14 protein-coding genes are annotated in these 14,344 nt (G+C 70.1%); 11 read left to right on the top strand and 3 right to left on the bottom strand.

The window, feature by feature from the left end:
- Positions 1-27: 27 nt before the first annotated feature.
- From ACZ5KW_RS11600 to ACZ5KW_RS11625, 6 genes are read left to right on the top strand one after another with little or no spacing between them, the layout of a single operon-like run.
- On the top strand, positions 28-2,067 hold the full coding sequence (locus tag ACZ5KW_RS11600) for a type II secretion system F family protein (protein WP_343776544.1): 2,040 nt from the start codon (positions 28-30) through the stop codon (positions 2,065-2,067).
- Positions 2,057-2,626 (top strand): DUF7287 family protein, encoded by a 570-nt coding sequence (locus ACZ5KW_RS11605; RefSeq protein WP_343776546.1) that lies wholly within the window; start codon positions 2,057-2,059, stop codon positions 2,624-2,626. The genes ACZ5KW_RS11600 and ACZ5KW_RS11605 overlap by 11 nt, the downstream gene beginning before the upstream one ends.
- A 1-nt stretch (position 2,627) precedes the next feature.
- On the top strand, positions 2,628-3,227 hold the full coding sequence (locus ACZ5KW_RS11610) for a DUF7288 family protein (protein ID WP_343776548.1): 600 nt from the start codon (positions 2,628-2,630) through the stop codon (positions 3,225-3,227).
- On the top strand, positions 3,215-4,213 hold the full coding sequence (locus ACZ5KW_RS11615) for a DUF7261 family protein (protein WP_343776550.1): 999 nt from the start codon (positions 3,215-3,217) through the stop codon (positions 4,211-4,213). The genes ACZ5KW_RS11610 and ACZ5KW_RS11615 overlap by 13 nt, the downstream gene beginning before the upstream one ends.
- Positions 4,206-4,691 (top strand): DUF7266 family protein, encoded by a 486-nt coding sequence (locus ACZ5KW_RS11620; RefSeq protein WP_343776552.1) that lies wholly within the window; start codon positions 4,206-4,208, stop codon positions 4,689-4,691. The genes ACZ5KW_RS11615 and ACZ5KW_RS11620 overlap by 8 nt, the downstream gene beginning before the upstream one ends.
- Positions 4,688-5,461, top strand: coding sequence for a DUF7289 family protein (locus ACZ5KW_RS11625; RefSeq protein ID WP_343776554.1), 774 nt, complete (start codon positions 4,688-4,690; stop codon positions 5,459-5,461). The genes ACZ5KW_RS11620 and ACZ5KW_RS11625 overlap by 4 nt, the downstream gene beginning before the upstream one ends.
- Before the next feature lie 37 nt (positions 5,462-5,498).
- On the opposite strand, the gene ACZ5KW_RS11630 is transcribed toward ACZ5KW_RS11625, so the two are convergent.
- The gene (locus ACZ5KW_RS11630) at positions 5,499-7,304 is read right to left on the bottom strand and encodes a DUF7289 family protein (protein WP_343776556.1); all 1,806 of its coding nucleotides are present in this window, start codon (positions 7,302-7,304) and stop codon (positions 5,499-5,501) included.
- 114 nt (positions 7,305-7,418) lie between these two features.
- Between ACZ5KW_RS11630 and ACZ5KW_RS11635 the strand changes: the two genes are divergently transcribed.
- The 3 genes from ACZ5KW_RS11635 to ACZ5KW_RS11645 all read left to right on the top strand — a co-directional run bounded on the left by ACZ5KW_RS11635 (position 7,419) and on the right by ACZ5KW_RS11645 (position 9,279).
- Entirely contained in the window at positions 7,419-8,204 is a 786-nt protein-coding gene (locus ACZ5KW_RS11635) for an alanyl-tRNA editing protein (RefSeq protein WP_343776558.1), read from the top strand.
- 71 nt (positions 8,205-8,275) lie between these two features.
- Positions 8,276-8,596 carry a transcription factor S gene (locus ACZ5KW_RS11640; RefSeq protein WP_343776560.1) on the top strand — a complete coding sequence of 107 codons (321 nt, stop codon included), beginning with the start codon at positions 8,276-8,278 and terminating at the stop codon, positions 8,594-8,596.
- Between the two features lie 140 nt (positions 8,597-8,736).
- Positions 8,737-9,279, top strand: coding sequence for a DUF6517 family protein (locus ACZ5KW_RS11645; protein WP_343776562.1), 543 nt, complete (start codon positions 8,737-8,739; stop codon positions 9,277-9,279).
- A 44-nt stretch (positions 9,280-9,323) separates the two neighbouring features.
- Here ACZ5KW_RS11645 and ACZ5KW_RS11650 read toward each other — a convergent pair whose 3' ends face one another.
- Positions 9,324-9,899 carry a DUF7332 family protein gene (locus ACZ5KW_RS11650; RefSeq protein ID WP_343776564.1) on the bottom strand — a complete coding sequence of 192 codons (576 nt, stop codon included), beginning with the start codon at positions 9,897-9,899 and terminating at the stop codon, positions 9,324-9,326.
- 47 nt (positions 9,900-9,946) lie between these two features.
- The gene (locus ACZ5KW_RS11655) at positions 9,947-10,327 is read right to left on the bottom strand and encodes a methylglyoxal synthase (protein WP_343776566.1); all 381 of its coding nucleotides are present in this window, start codon (positions 10,325-10,327) and stop codon (positions 9,947-9,949) included.
- Positions 10,328-10,721: 394 nt separating this feature from the next.
- Here ACZ5KW_RS11655 and ACZ5KW_RS11660 point away from each other — a divergent pair, with 394 nt between their 5' ends.
- Together ACZ5KW_RS11660 and ACZ5KW_RS11665 are read left to right on the top strand one after the other, a co-directional pair.
- Positions 10,722-12,728 carry a hydantoinase/oxoprolinase family protein gene (locus ACZ5KW_RS11660; RefSeq protein WP_343776568.1) on the top strand — a complete coding sequence of 669 codons (2,007 nt, stop codon included), beginning with the start codon at positions 10,722-10,724 and terminating at the stop codon, positions 12,726-12,728.
- Positions 12,725-14,344 (top strand): hydantoinase B/oxoprolinase family protein, encoded by a 1,620-nt coding sequence (locus ACZ5KW_RS11665; RefSeq protein ID WP_343776569.1) that lies wholly within the window; start codon positions 12,725-12,727, stop codon positions 14,342-14,344. The genes ACZ5KW_RS11660 and ACZ5KW_RS11665 overlap by 4 nt, the downstream gene beginning before the upstream one ends.

Genomic DNA, 14,344 nt, shown 5'->3' on the forward strand with positions numbered 1-14,344 from the left:
CACCATGTCCGTCGTGAGGGTCCAGCCGTGAGTCTCGACGTCGACACGGGCGAGGGCGGAGTCGACGCGAACGTCTTCGCGGAGCTGTGTTACCCGATTTTCGAGCGGCTCTTCGACCCCGAGGGCGACTTCGTGGGCGACGTCGAGCGCAAGCTCGTCGAGGCGCGGATGCCCGATCAGGTCGAGATGTACGTCTCGCTGGCGCTTGCCGTCGGGCTGTTCGTCGGTGGGTCGCTGTGGGCGCTGGGGACTCTGGTCGGCTACGGCGTGTTCTCGCTCGGACTGATCGAACCCGAGATGCTCTCGCTCGGGCTCCCCGCGCCGACGTCTGCGATCCGGTCGCTGCTTCGGTCGCTCGTCGTGCCGTCGGCGGTGCTTCTCAGCGGGCTCATCTTCGGCTCCATCGGATTCGCGCTCGGGTTCGGCGGCGTCGTCGCGGTCCCGTACTCGCGGTCGTCGTCGCGGAAGCGGGAGATCAACCTCCTGCTCGCCGACTCGGTCTCGTTCATGTACGCGCTGTCGGTCGGCGGGCTCAACCAACTCGAAATCCTGCGGGCGATGGCGACCGCAGAGGACACCTACGGCGAGGTGTCTCGCGAGTTCCAGAGCATCGTCAACGAGACGGAGTACTTCGGGACGGACTACCGGAACGCCATCCGCCAGCAGTCGGTGGAGACGCCCTCCGACGAGCTCTCGCAGTTCCTCGCCGACATGCTCTCCATCGTCAACTCCGGCGGCGACATGGAGGGGTTCCTGAAGGACAAAAAGGAGAAACACCTGCGCACGTCGAAACAGGAGCGCGAGATGACCCTGGAGACCCTGGAGCTGTTCGGGGAGATGTACATGACGCTCTCTCTGTTCCCGCTGCTTCTCATCATCATCCTCGTCATCATGGGGATGATGGGCGAGGCCGACGACCGCCTCCTGTACGCGACGGTGTACCTGCTCATCCCGCTGGTCGGCGCCGGCTTCCTCGTGTTGGTCTCGACGGTGAAACAGGACGACCCCGGCGACGGCTACCTCCAGCCCGACGGCGGGAGCGAGCGGCTCCGACAGACGAGCAAGGAGGGACTGTTCCACTTCGGGCTCATCGAATCGTTCGTCGGGGGCTTCGGCGTCTTCGACCGCATCCGCGACCGCGAGGGGACCTACAAGACGAAGGAAATCCTCTCCGCGCCGCACCTCTTCTTGCGCGAGAACCCGTTCTACACCCTCGCGTTGACCGTCCCGGCGGCGCTCGCGCTCGTCGGCGTCACGGCCGCGGCCGGCGCGGCCCCGACGACCGTCGACGGCTGGGTCGGTCGTCCCGTCTGGTCGGCGTTCATATGGGTGTACGTGCCGACGTACGTCGTGTTGGTGCCGCTCGGATTCTTCTACGAGTGGCACCAGCGCTCGCGGCGAGCGGTGACCGGGAAGCTCTCCGAGACGCTCCGGAAGCTCTCGTCCGCGAACGACACCGGACAGACGCTGCTCGAATCCGTGCGCACGGTCTCGTCGACGTCGACCGGGAAGCTCTCCGAGGAGTTCGAGGTGATCCACGCGAAGGTGAACTACGGGATGAGCCTGCGCGACGCGCTCGTCGAGTTCAACAACGCGTACGCGGTGCCGCGGCTCGCCCGGACGGTGAAGCTGATCACCGAGGCCCAGGAGGCCTCCTCACAGATCACCGACGTGTTGACGACGGCGGCACAGGCCTCGGAGAACCAAGACGACATCGAGCGCGAGCGCAAGTCCCGAACTCGGATGCAGGTGGCGATCATCGTGATGACGTACATCACGCTGCTGGGCGTGATGGCCATCCTCCAGACGCAGTTCATCAGTGTGATGGGCGATCTGGTCGCGCAGAGCGGCAGCGGCGGCGGGACGGGGGGTGCGGGGCTCGGCGGCGGCGGCGGCAGCATCGACCCGGACGTGCTCTCGATGCTGTTCTTCCACGCCGTGACGATCCAAGCGATCCTCTCGGGGTTCATCAGCGGCTACATCCGCGACGCTGAGTTGGCGTCCGGCGTCAAGTACGCCGTGATCCTGATGACGCTGGCGCTGGGGGTGTGGATCTATGTCGGGTGAGCGCTCCGGCGGTCGGCGGCGGCCGCTCGGCGCCGACGACCGCGCGCAGACGGTCCTCGACTTCATCGTCGGGATGTCGGTGTTCCTCGTCGCGGTCGGGTTCACCTTCGCGTTCGTCCCGTCGCTTCTGGAGCCGTACGCCGTCGGCGAGGGCGCGACCGTCATCGTCGCCGAGCGCGGCGCCGCGCGCCTCGCGGAGTCGTCGCTCGTCGGCGCCGGGTCGACGGCGACGCTGTCACACGCCTGTACGCTCGCCTTCTTCGACGGGACGGACCCGGCGACGGCGGCGAACGAGTCCGGCTGCGACTGGACGGCGAACGCGGACGACCTCCACGCCGAACTCGGGGTCGACGACTTCCGCGGGCTCAACCTCACGGTGACGCGGAACGGCACCGTCGCGGAGCTCGATCCGGGCGGCGACGCCGTCGAGATGCGCGCCGGTCCCGCGCCGCCCCGAGGCGAGAGCGTCGCGGCCGCGAGTCGCATCGTCACCGTCGACGTCGATCCGCGCGACGACGTCGGGAGAGAAACGCATCGGCTCACGCTCCGGGTGTGGTGAGATGTTCGTCGAACACCTTCCGGACGACCGCGGGCAGGCGCACACCTTAGAGGCGTTCACGGCCGCGCTGCTCTTGGTCACCGGCCTCATCTTCGCGACGCAGGCGACGGCGGTGACGCCGCTCTCGGCGAGCACGTCGAACCAGCACGTCGAGAATCAGGCGGCGATCGCCGCACAGGACGTGTTGACGACGACCGAGGCGAGCGGCGATCTCAAGTCGGCGCTGCTGTACTACGACGACGGGTTCGTGGGCGCGGAGAACCGCTACTACACCGGGCTACCGAACGCGTCGCACCCGCTTCACGACCCGCTTCGCGAGGCGTTCGACGCGAGGCGGATCGCGTTCGACGTCGACGTGTATTACCCGGCCGCGGACGGCGACGGGGTCGACCGGACGCGGCTGATCGACATGGGAACGCCGAGCGACAACGCGGCGACCGCGAGCACGCAGGTGGCGCTGTACGGCGACGACCGGTTCGGCGCGGGCGGCGAGTACACGCTCGCGGAGAACGGCTCCCGCCGGTACTTCGCCGCGCCGGTCGGCGGTGGCGACACGCTGTACACGGTCGCGGAGGTGCGCATTACCGCATGGCAGATGTGAACGTCCACCGCAGATCCGACCGCGAGGACGGCGAGGCCGACCGCGACGAGGACCGAGCGCAGATCATCCTGATCACCGGGCTGACGCTCGCGGTCCTCTTCGTCGCCGTCGTCCTCCTGTTGAACACCGTGATCTACACCGAGAACCTCGCGACTCGGGGAGTCGACGCGGGCGGGGCGGAAGCGATCGAGTTCCGCGACGGGGCGGTCGACGACCTCGCGGGGATCCTCCACCGCGAACACCGGAACAGCACCGGTAACCTGACGGATAACTTCAACGCGAGCGCGAGGCGATACGGCCGCACCGTGGCCGACCTCCGGGCGCGCGACGGTGCGGTCGGGGAGGTGCGAGTGAACAACTCCACCGTCGTCTCCGGGTATTTCATCGCGCAAAACGAGACCGACAGCGGGTTCCGCAACATGACCGCACCGGACGGAACGACGACGGACTGGACGGTCGCGGGCAACGCTACCCGGGCGCGGAACTACCGGCTGACCGTCAAGCCCAGTTCGCTGTCGAGCTCGGCCGGCACGGCGTTCACCGTCGTGGCCGACGGCTCGACCGGGGGGACCAACGAGACTTGGTCGGCGGCGCTGTCGAACCCGAGCGGCGACAACCTCACCGTGACGGTGGACAACGGGACGACGGCGGTGTCCGAGACGTTTGACCCGCGGCCCGACGGGAACCACACCGTCGACCTCACCGGCGGAACGGTCAACGGCGAGCGGTTCGACGCGCTGGTGTGGGCTCAGGGGGTCCAGACCGGCGACGACCGGTTCGACCTCCGCTACGAGAACGGCGACGCGGCGCGCGGGACGTACCACCTCGTCGTCGACGAGCGCGACGGCGGAACGAACCCCGGTCGCCCCTCCCGCCCGTACGTGACCGAGGCGATATACAGCGTCTACGTCGAGATCACCTACCGGACGCCGGAACTGGAGTACGGCGACGTGATCCGGCTCGCGCCGGGTGAGCGCGATGCGTGAGCGCCCCGGCGGCACCGACCGCGCGGTGTCGGTCACCGTCGGCTACGTCATGACGCTCGCGATCTCGACGCTGCTGCTCTCGGGGCTGTTCGTCGCGGGCGGGTCGTTCGTCGACACGCAGCGCGAGCGCGCCGCACAGGGGGAACTCACCGTCATCGGCGAGCGCGTCGCGGCCGATGTCGGGACGGTCGACAGACTCGTCGCGAGCACGACGCCTCGCTCCAACCTCACCGTCAACCGGTCGGTAGCACTTCCCAGGCGGGCGGCCGGCACCGGCTATCGGATCGACGTGACGGCGACGGGTCCCGGCGGGACGATCACACTGGAGAGCGACCGGCCGGGCACTGCGGTGACGGTCCCGTTCCCCACGAGCAGGAACGTCACCGTTCGGAACGCGACCGTCGACGGGGGCGACCTGCTGATCTACTGGGACCCCGACGCCGGGAGCGACGGCGAAGTGGTGGTGAAAGCGGCGTGACCCGGAGCGACCCGTTCGCCGGGCTGTGCGCCGACGACCGCGGCGTCAGCGAGACGATCGGGTTCGTGTTGGTGTTCGCGCTGATCACGTCGACGATAGCGGTCACCTTCACCGTCGGGCTCGGCGGCTTAGAGGACGCGCAGGTGGCCGAACGCGACAACAACGTCGAGCGCGCGTTCGACGTGCTTCAGGACAACCTCGACGACATCAGCCGGGACGGCGTGCCGAGTCGCGCGACCGAGGTCCAACTGGGCGGCGGCGAACTCCGGCTGGAGCAGGAGTCGACGTTCCGACTCAACGACACCGCGACGGCGGGGAGTATCGTCGAGACGGGGTCGCTCACCTACCGCGGCGCGGGCGACACGCGCATCGTCTACGAGAACGGCGCCGTGTTCAGGATGGAGGGAGACGACGGCGTCATGATCAAACCGCCCGACCTCTTGGTCGGCGACACCGTCGTCTACTCGCTGTACGGGCTCGGCGGGCCGGCGCAGTCCACGGCCGGTGACCAGACGGTCCTCGTGGTCGGTCAGCGGGGCGTCCGCGAGACCGCGCTCGACGACCGGACGCCGACAGACAACGTCACGCTGGCGATCAACTCGACGCAGGCGACCGTCTGGGAACGGTACTACAGCGGACTCGCGTCGGAGCACGAGCACGTCTCGGTATCGACCGGCGGCGGTCCCGACCTCACCGTGACGTTCGACGCCGACCACTACGAGCGGTTCGTGATCCACCGAACCTCGACGCGGATCGACTTCTCCGACTGAAAGACGCCTTCAGACCGGTCAAAAGAGCGCGTTCGCCTCAGTCGGACTCGATCTTCACGCCGTGGACTGAGACGTGGAGATGGCTCACCACGGGCACCGAGTTCCCCTTGAACGGCTGTTCCGTCTCCAGCGACTCGTCGTAGTGGATGTCGATCTCGGCGTCGTCGAACTCGAACAGCTCGAAGGTGAACGACCCCTTGATCGTCATGTTGCCGTCGAGTTCCGCGTCGCTCTGGGGGGCGTAGAAGACGCCGCCGAACTGAACCCCGCCGGTGTCGTTCGCTTCGACGTCTATCTGATCGCCGCTGGAGTACAGCCAGAGGTTGCTCGCCACGTCCTCGTCGGCGGCCACCACGGCGCGGTCCTTCAGGTCGATCCTGGCGGTGTTTTGCAGCTCGAAGCGGGTGTCGGCGGCGCTCGTCACCGAGGCCCTGTCCCGAACGGTCAGCGAGTCGTCGACGTACACGAAGGCCTGTCCCCCGCCGGCCGCCCTGACGGTCGCGTTCTCGGTGACGTTCATCGAGCCCTCGACGAGCACCTCGACGTCACCGCTCCCCGTGTCGACGGCGACGCGCCCCTCGTCACCAGCCAGCGTCAGACCCCCCGCGACGTGTAGCGTCGCCCCGTCCGTGACGGTCAGGGTCGCTCGGTCGGCGACGGTCACGTCGCCGTCGACGTACGTGTCCACGTCTATCGTCTCGGATTCGGTGCCCGAGAGGTCGATACCGCTGCCGCGGTAATCCCCGGTCGTGGCGAGGTCCCGGTCTCTCACGCTCTCGATGCGCTGAGTGATCGCTCCGTCGACGGGAGCGGGCTCGTCGAACGCGGTCTCAGTACGGCGCTCGCCGGTCACGTTGAGTTTGTCCTCCTGTCCGGGCGGAATGTTGTACGACTCGGCGATCAGGTCCCCGCGGATCGTGATCGACTGGGTGTTCCCGCCGCCGCCGGCGGTGAGGCGGAACTGGTCCCGCGTCTGGATGACCGCCCCGTCTGCCGGCGTCTGATCGTCGTAGGACCCGACGGTCGAGTCGTAGCTGTCGGCGTCCAGCCGGTCGACCCCGCCGGTGTCGAACGTCGACCGCCCGGTCGCGGAGACGCCGGCGCTCAGCGTGGGGTGGACCGTGGTGGTCCGGAGCCGCACCTCCACGCGCCGGTCGGAGACGTCCGTCACCGTCGCGCTCGTCCGCGTCTCGAAGAACTGCCCCCACGCGTCGGCGTAGTCGCTCTCGACGGTGATCGTGACGTTGCCGCCGAGGAGCGGGTTCGACCCGTTCGGCGAGGGGAACACGCGCTCCGACCGACCGGCGGTCTCGGTGATGCGGACCTCGTCGCCGAGCGACCCGGAGCCGTTCTCGATCCGCACGAGCGGGAGGGTGAGCGTCTCCGTCCCGCCCCCGCCGCGGTAGTGGAACTCGGGCGGGGAAACCATCTCCGAACTCTCGCCCCTCGACCGCCAGACCCCGCCGCCCTGATAGGCGACGGTTTCATCGCCGCGCTCGTAGACGACGGCGCCGAGCGGCACGGTCTTGTTCGTGGCGTTCGGGTTCTCGCTCGTCGTCACCTCGATCCGCATCCAGCCCGCGTCCCCGTTCACGCGGAAGTCCGCGCCGCGACCGAGACCCATCCGCACGCGCTGTGAGGGCGACTCGCCGTGCGCGACGAGGCTCGCCTTGGAGTCCACCTGCGTCATCGCTCCCTCGACGCGCTGGAGGTCCGCTCTCTGTTGGGAGTCGTCGAGCGCGGCGCCGCCCAGCGCCACCGTGGTGCCGACGACCGCCACCGTCAGGCCCAAGAGTAGCACCGTGCCGAGCACCTCGCTTTGCGCGCGTTCACCCCCGAACATGGCGAATGATACGTCGGGTGCGCTGATAAACGTGGACACCCGTCTATCGCGGTTGAGATCTGGCCGTGCGACGCGGCCGATCGATATAACCTCGCGGCGCCCCTCTCGGGAGCCGTGACCGAGCAACTACACCTCGACGACGACTCCGTGACGACGTTCGAAGCGACCGTCGAGCGGGCCCTCTCGGACCCGCCCCGAGTGGTCCTCGACCGGACGCACTTCTACCCGACCGGCGGCGGCCAGCCGCACGACACGGGCACGCTGCGAGCGGCCGACGACGACCGGGTTTGGGACGTGGTCGGCGTCGAGAAACGGGACACGGTGTATCACGAGCTCGGACCGGTCGAGGGGAGCGAGGGTGACGCGCCTGAACTGCCGGGGTCCGGCACGTCGCTCCGCGGCGAGGTCGACGCCGAGCGGCGCGCGGCACACTCGCGGTACCACACCGCCCAGCACCTGCTGTCGGCGCTGTTGCTCGCGGAGTTCGACGCGCCGACGACCGGAAATCAGCTGTACCGGGACCGCGCGCGCCTCGACGCCGCCCACGACCGGTTCACCGACGCGGACCTCGACCGGATCGAGACGCGGCTCAACGGGCTCGTCGCGGACGGGCGGCCGGTGTCGAGCTACACGATGGACCGCGAGACCGCCGAGGCGACCCTCGACACCGACCGGACGCGGATCGACCTCCTTCCCGACTCGATCGACGAGCTCCGGATCGTCGAGATCGGGGGAGCGGACGGGGCTGACGAGCCCTACGATCGGACGGCCTGCGCGGGCACTCACGTGGGCGACACGAGCGATATCGGCGAGGTCGTCGTCACCGGGCGGGAGACGAAGGGCCCCGACGAGGAGCGGGTCCGCTTCGCGCTCGCCGAGCACGTCGACGGCGGCGAGTGACGCGGTCACGGTCGCGCGCGTCGCTCGTTCGCGATCCCGTCGTTTATATACGATCCGCGGTAGGTTCGGGCATGAAGTTCTGCGACGAGTGCGGATCCATGATGAAATCCGGCGCGGGCGAGGACCACTGGGTGTGTGACTCCTGCGGCTACGAGAGCGGACGCGAAGCGGACGACGACGAGTGGACGACCCAGTCGCAGGTCGAGTCCGAGATCGTCGACGTGAGCGACGCCGAGGACAAGGGACTCCCGACGACGACCGCCCAGTGCCCCGAGTGCGACAACGACCAGGCGTACTGGTACATGCAACAGATCCGCTCGGCCGACGAGTCAGAGACCCGCTTTTTCGTCTGTACCGAGTGCGAACACAAGTGGCGCGAAGACGACCACTGACCGGCGACTGAGCCCTCCGTCGCTCAGATTGAGCCCTCCGTCGCTCCGATTCAGGCCCTCCCTCGCTCCGATCCCGTCACGACGAGTGACGCCTCACCACCGCCCCTCCGTTTTATTTCCGTCGGCACAGTGGTGCGCCCATGGAGCCACCGGTCGTCTCGCGTGACCGCCTCGACGACTGGACTCTCGTCGACGAGACGACGGAGCACCCGTTCGCCGCGGGGCCGGTCTCGGTCACCGCGGGAACGGTACGGTACGAGCGCGAGACGCCGCCGCCGCGACCGTTCTTCTTCGCGAGCCGACTCCGCATTTCCCCCGATACTCGCCCGAACCCCGCGCTCACTCGCCTCGTCGAGTCGCGGGCCCGAGAGGGGTTCCGCGACCGGCTCGCCGACCGCGGCATCGTCGACGTCGGACGCCGCGACGACCGGGACCTCGCCGTCGACGACCCGGGAGCGTCCCGCGCGACCCTCTCCGTGTTCCACGCCAACTGCGAGGTCGACGGCGACCGCGTTCCGATAGAGGCGCTGCTGGCGGTGTGGGAGCGCGGCGAGTACCTGCTCGCGGGCGGCGCGTACCCGACCGGAGACGGCTTCGAGGCGACGCGGCAGTCGGTGTTGGCGCTCGTTCGCGGCGTTCGACCGCCGGGCGTCGACGGCGGCGACGACGCTCGCGAGCGATAGGAGTTCGACGGCGTCCGGAATCGATCAGCGGCGCCGCTCGACCGTCAGCAGGCGACCGCGCCGGCGCTCGAATCGATCGGCGAGCCGTCGTCCTCGTAGCCCGCGTCTCCGATCGATCCCTCGAACATCGGCAGTCGCAGGTCGTAGGCGTACAACACGTCGAACGCCGCGAAGGGGTCGAAACCGTTCGCGATCGCCTCCCGACCGGTCAGCCTGACGCCCGCCGCGAGCGTCACGATCGGTTCGCCGTCGAGTTCGCCGGCGGTCTCGATACCGAACTCGTTGCCCGCGCCGGGGTCGGTCAACACGGAGAGGTGGATCACAGTCGCCATCGTCGCGCCGCCCTCGCCGCCGATCGAGATCGGATACCCGTCGCCGCTGAAACACCGCGTGAGCCGACCGACTTCGCTCCGGCTCGCGTCGCCTCCCGGTCCGACCGTCGCAGGCCCGGGGTCGGCGGACCCGACGCTCGCGAGAGTGCCGCCAGCGGGCTCGACGAGGGCCGCACCGTGGCTCTCGGGGTGGCCGGCCGCCCCACCGACGCCGACGCCGGCGGTCGCTGCGACGAGCAGCAGCGACAGCGCGACGGCGACGGTACGGAGTCGCGGGCGACGTGGCATTGCTGGCGTCTTCGGGAGCCGCACTTATATCGTCGCGGGCACCGGTATCAATCCGGAGAATCGCGGCCGAGCAGCCCTTCGACGAGCAGCTCCGCGGAGGCGACGTTCGTCGCCAGCGGCACGTCCTTCACGTCGCAGACGCGGAGCAGCGCCGAGATGTCGGGCTCGTGTGCCTGCGCCGTCAGCGGATCGCGGAGGAAGACGACCCCGTCTATCCGGTCGCTCGCGATCATCGCACCGATCTGGAGGTCGCCGCCGAAGGGTCCCGACGCCTGCCGGTTGACCGACAGGCCGGTCGCGTCGTTGATGCGTTTCCCGGTCGTTCCAGTGGTCACGAGCTCGCACCCGTCGAGCACGTCGGTGTGGCCCTCGACGAACGCGACCATCTCGTCTTTCAGCTCGTCGTGTGCGATGAGCGCGATGCGCATACGACGCAGTCACCCCGCCGTCGCTTAAAACTGGCCTCGGGCGGCGTGGGGCGTCGACGCCGTACCGTGACTCATTCGGCCGGCACGGCCTCCTCTCCCTCCTCGCCGACGCCGACGATCAGGGCCGCGCCGAGGAGGCCGAGCCCCGCGAGGAAGCGGCGGAGCGGCAGGGTCAATGGTGGCTGACTCACCGTGCCGAGACCGCCCGGAACGGCACCCATAACAAGAGACCTGGACGCGTTCCCCCTCCGTCTGTCCCCGAAGATGTTCGCGGGCACGACCGCGGACGGCACGGTGTTAAGTCCGTCCGGTAACGAGTCCCCCCATGCTACGCGACCGAGACACCGCGACTCTCGGCGTCCGGATCCGCTCCGACGCCGCGGGGGTGTCGTAGATGGACGGGCGGGCCGTCGGCGTCGACGTGGGCGGGACGTTCACCGACGTCGCGCTCTCGCTCGACGGCGAACTCGTCACGGCGAAGGTGCCGAGCACCGACGACCAGAGCGAGGGCGTCGTGGCCGGCATCGAGAAGGCGTGCGAGGCGGCCGGGATCGACCCCGAGACCGTCTCCGAGTTCTCCCACGCGATGACCGTCTCAGTCAACGCGCTGCTGGAGGGCGACGGCGCGCGAACGGCGCTCGTGACGACCGAGGGGTTCCGGGACGTGCTGGAGATCGGTCGGCAGACGCGCCCGTCGCTGTACGACCTCGACGCCGAGAAACCGACGCCGCTCGTCCCCCGTCGCCGCCGATTCGAGGTCGCCGAGCGGGCGACGCCCGAGGGGGTCGAACGCCCCGTCGACGACGACGCGATAGAGTCGCTCGCGGCCGACCTCCGCGAGACGGAGGTCGAGTCCGTCGCGGTGTGTCTGCTTCACGCCTACGTCACCCCGGAGAACGAGCGCCGAGTCGCGGAGGGACTGCGCAAGCGGCTCGATGTCCCCGTCTCGGCCTCCCACGAGGTACTGCCGGAGTTCCGCGAGTACGAGCGCACGTCGACCACGGCCGTCGACGCCTACGTCCGACCGGCGATCGACGGCTACGTCGGTCGCCTCACCGAGCGAGCGCGAGCCCTCGGCCTCCCGCGGCCGCAGATCATGCAGGCCAACGGCGGCGTCACCGACGCCGACACGGTGCGGCGGAACGCGGTGACGACGGTGCTCTCGGGGCCCGCCGCGGGCGTCGTGGGCGCGAGCGCGACCGCAGCGGGCGACGGCCCCGAGCGCGACGGGCTGATAACCTTCGACATGGGCGGCACCTCCAGCGACGTGAGCCTCGTCCGCGACGGGGCGGTCGAACGGACCACGGACTCGGTGATCGCGGACCGACCGATCCGGACGCCGATGGTCGACGTCGAGACCGTGGGCGCCGGCGGCGGGTCGATCGCGTGGGTCGACGCCGGCGGCGCGCTCCGGATCGGGCCGCGCTCGGCCGGCGCGGATCCGGGACCCGCCTGTTACGGTAAAGGCGGCACGGAGCCGACCGTCACGGACGCCGACCTCGTGTTGGGCTACGTGGGCGCGGACACCGACCTCGGCGGCGACCTCTCGCTCGACGCGGCGGCCGCCCGCGAGGCCCTCGCCGACCTCGCCGACGAGGCGGGGATGGACGGCCCGGTCGAGGCCGCGCTGGGCGTCCACCGCGTCGCGAACGCGGACATGACGCGGGCCATCCGCTCCGTCACCGTCGAGCGCGGGTACGACCCGCGGGCGTTCGGCATCGTCGCGTTCGGCGGGGCGGGGCCGATGCACGCGGTCGCGATCGCGGACGGCCTCGACGTCGAGCGCGTCGTCGTCCCGCACGCCTCCGGGGTCCTGTCGGCGTACGGCCTGCTCGCGGCCGACGAGACGCGGGACGCGGTGCGGACGCACCAGCGACCGCTCGGCGAGGCCGACGCGGAGGCGCTCGACGCGCGCTACGAGGAGCTGACGGACCGGCTGTCGAGCGAGGTCAGCGACGCGGACGCGGCGCGCGTGGGGTACGCCGCGGACCTCCGGTACGCCGGACAGAGCTTCGAACTCACGGTCGACGTCGATCCCCCCTTCGACCCGGCGGCCGTCGCCGAGCGGTTCGCGGCGGCCCACGAGTCGGCGTACGGCTACCGGGCCGACGAGCCGATCGAACTCGTCAACTGCCGCGCGACGGCGACCGTTCCCCGGAGCGCGCCGGCTGTCGAGGTCGACGCGCCGGACGACGCCGCCCCGCGGACCACTCGCGAGGCGGTGTTCCCGAGCGGTACGCACGACGCCGCGGTGTACGACCGCGAGCGGTTCCCGGGCGGCGATCCCGTCGCGGGGCCGGTCGTGGTCGAGGGCGACGAGAGCACGGTCGTCGTTCCGCCGGACTGGTCCGTGCGACGCCGCGGCGACGGCGCGCTGATCGCGGAGGTGGGAGACGCGTGAGCGGCCCCGACATCGACCCCGTCTCGCTCGAGATCCTCCGTAACCAACTGGAGAGCGTGGCGACCGAGATGGGCCACGTGCTGATCCGCGGGGCGTACTCGCCGAACATCAAGGAGCGACAGGACTGCTCGACGGCGCTTTTCGACGCGTCGGGCCGCATGGTCGCGCAGGCGGAGCACATCCCGGTCCACCTCGGCGCGATGCCGGACGCGGTGGCGGCCGTCCGCGAGCGCGACCCGAAGCCCGGCGACGTGTTCATCGTCAACGACCCGTTCACCGGCGGCACCCACCTCCCAGACGTGACGCTGGTCTCGACGGTCGCACCGGACGACGAGGTAGTCGGCTTCGCGGTGTCGCGCGCGCACCACGCCGACGTCGGCGGCGCCGCACCGGGAAGCATGCCGCCCGGAGCCCGAGAGATATACGAGGAGGGACTCCGGCTCCCGGCGGTCCGACTCGTCGACGGCGGCGAGCCGAACGAGGCCGTCCGCGACCTGATCCTCGCCAACGTCCGTACCCCTGACGAACGCGAGGCGGACCTCCGGGCCCAGCGCGCCGCCAACGCCCGCGCCGAGGAGCGGGTCGGCGAGCTGCTGGACGAACACGGGGAGACGCTCTTAGACGCGTTCGACGCCGTTATCGACTACTCCCGCGAGCGAGTCGAGGCCGAGATCGCGGACCTCCCGGACGGCACGTACCGGGCGCGAGACGCGCTCGAAGGCGACGGGATCACCGACGCGCCGATCCCGATCGAAGCCGCCGTCACCGTCGACGGCGAGACGATCGACGTCGACTTCGCCGGGACTGCCGACCAGGTCCCCGGCAACCTGAACGCCCCGTTCTCGGTCGCGAAGAGCGCGGTCTACTTCGTCGTCCGCGCGATCACCGACCCGGAGATCCCGCCGAACCACGGCTGTTACGAGCCCGTGTCCGTCTCCGCGCCCGAGGGATCGCTGCTCGACCCCGAGCCGCCGGCCGCGGTCGTCGGCGGGAACGTCGAGACGAGCCAGCGCGTCACCGACGTGACTCTCGCCGCGCTCGCCGAGGCGGTTCCCGACGAAATCCCCGCCGCCGGACAGGGGACGATGAACAACCTGATCATCGGCGACCGCGCCGGCGAGTTCACCTACTACGAGACCATCGCCGGCGGGTTCGGCGGCCGGCCGAGCAAGGACGGGATGGACGGCGTCCAAGTCGGGATGACGAACACGCTCAACACGCCGGTCGAAGCGATGGAGACGGCCTACCCGCTCCGCGTCGAGCGGTACGCGCTGCGCCCGTCGAGCGGCGGCGACGGCCGGTTCCGCGGCGGCCTCGGAATCGAACGAACCGTCACGGTCGAGACGGACGCCACCGTGTCCGTACTGACCGAGCGGCGGCGAACCGGTCCGCCCGGGCTGGCGGGCGGCGAGGACGGCGCGACCGGGAGGAACCTGGTCGACGGCGACCCCGTCCCGGCGAAGACCTCGGTCGACGTCGCGGCCGGCGCGACCGTCTCGATCCGGACGCCCGGCGGCGGCGGTCACGGCGACCCCGACGAGCGCGACCCGGCCGCGCGGGAACGGGACCGACGGGACGGGAAAGTGGCCGAGCGCGTCGAGAAGAGCGAAGACTGA

The sequence above is a fragment of the Halorubrum ejinorense genome (genome assembly GCF_055389685.1).

Coding starts and splice junctions, on each gene's coding strand:
- ACZ5KW_RS11650 (WP_343776564.1), bottom strand. CDS start 9,899: ATGCCACGTCGCCCGCGACTCCGTACCGTCGCCGTCGCGCTGTCGCTG.
- ACZ5KW_RS11605 (WP_343776546.1), top strand. CDS start 2,057: ATGTCGGGTGAGCGCTCCGGCGGTCGGCGGCGGCCGCTCGGCGCCGAC.
- ACZ5KW_RS11615 (WP_343776550.1), top strand. CDS start 3,215: ATGGCAGATGTGAACGTCCACCGCAGATCCGACCGCGAGGACGGCGAG.
- ACZ5KW_RS11640 (WP_343776560.1), top strand. CDS start 8,276: ATGAAGTTCTGCGACGAGTGCGGATCCATGATGAAATCCGGCGCGGGC.
- ACZ5KW_RS11630 (WP_343776556.1), bottom strand. CDS start 7,304: ATGTTCGGGGGTGAACGCGCGCAAAGCGAGGTGCTCGGCACGGTGCTA.
- ACZ5KW_RS11620 (WP_343776552.1), top strand. CDS start 4,206: ATGCGTGAGCGCCCCGGCGGCACCGACCGCGCGGTGTCGGTCACCGTC.
- ACZ5KW_RS11660 (WP_343776568.1), top strand. CDS start 10,722: ATGGACGGGCGGGCCGTCGGCGTCGACGTGGGCGGGACGTTCACCGAC.
- ACZ5KW_RS11645 (WP_343776562.1), top strand. CDS start 8,737: ATGGAGCCACCGGTCGTCTCGCGTGACCGCCTCGACGACTGGACTCTC.
- ACZ5KW_RS11655 (WP_343776566.1), bottom strand. CDS start 10,327: ATGCGCATCGCGCTCATCGCACACGACGAGCTGAAAGACGAGATGGTC.
- ACZ5KW_RS11610 (WP_343776548.1), top strand. CDS start 2,628: ATGTTCGTCGAACACCTTCCGGACGACCGCGGGCAGGCGCACACCTTA.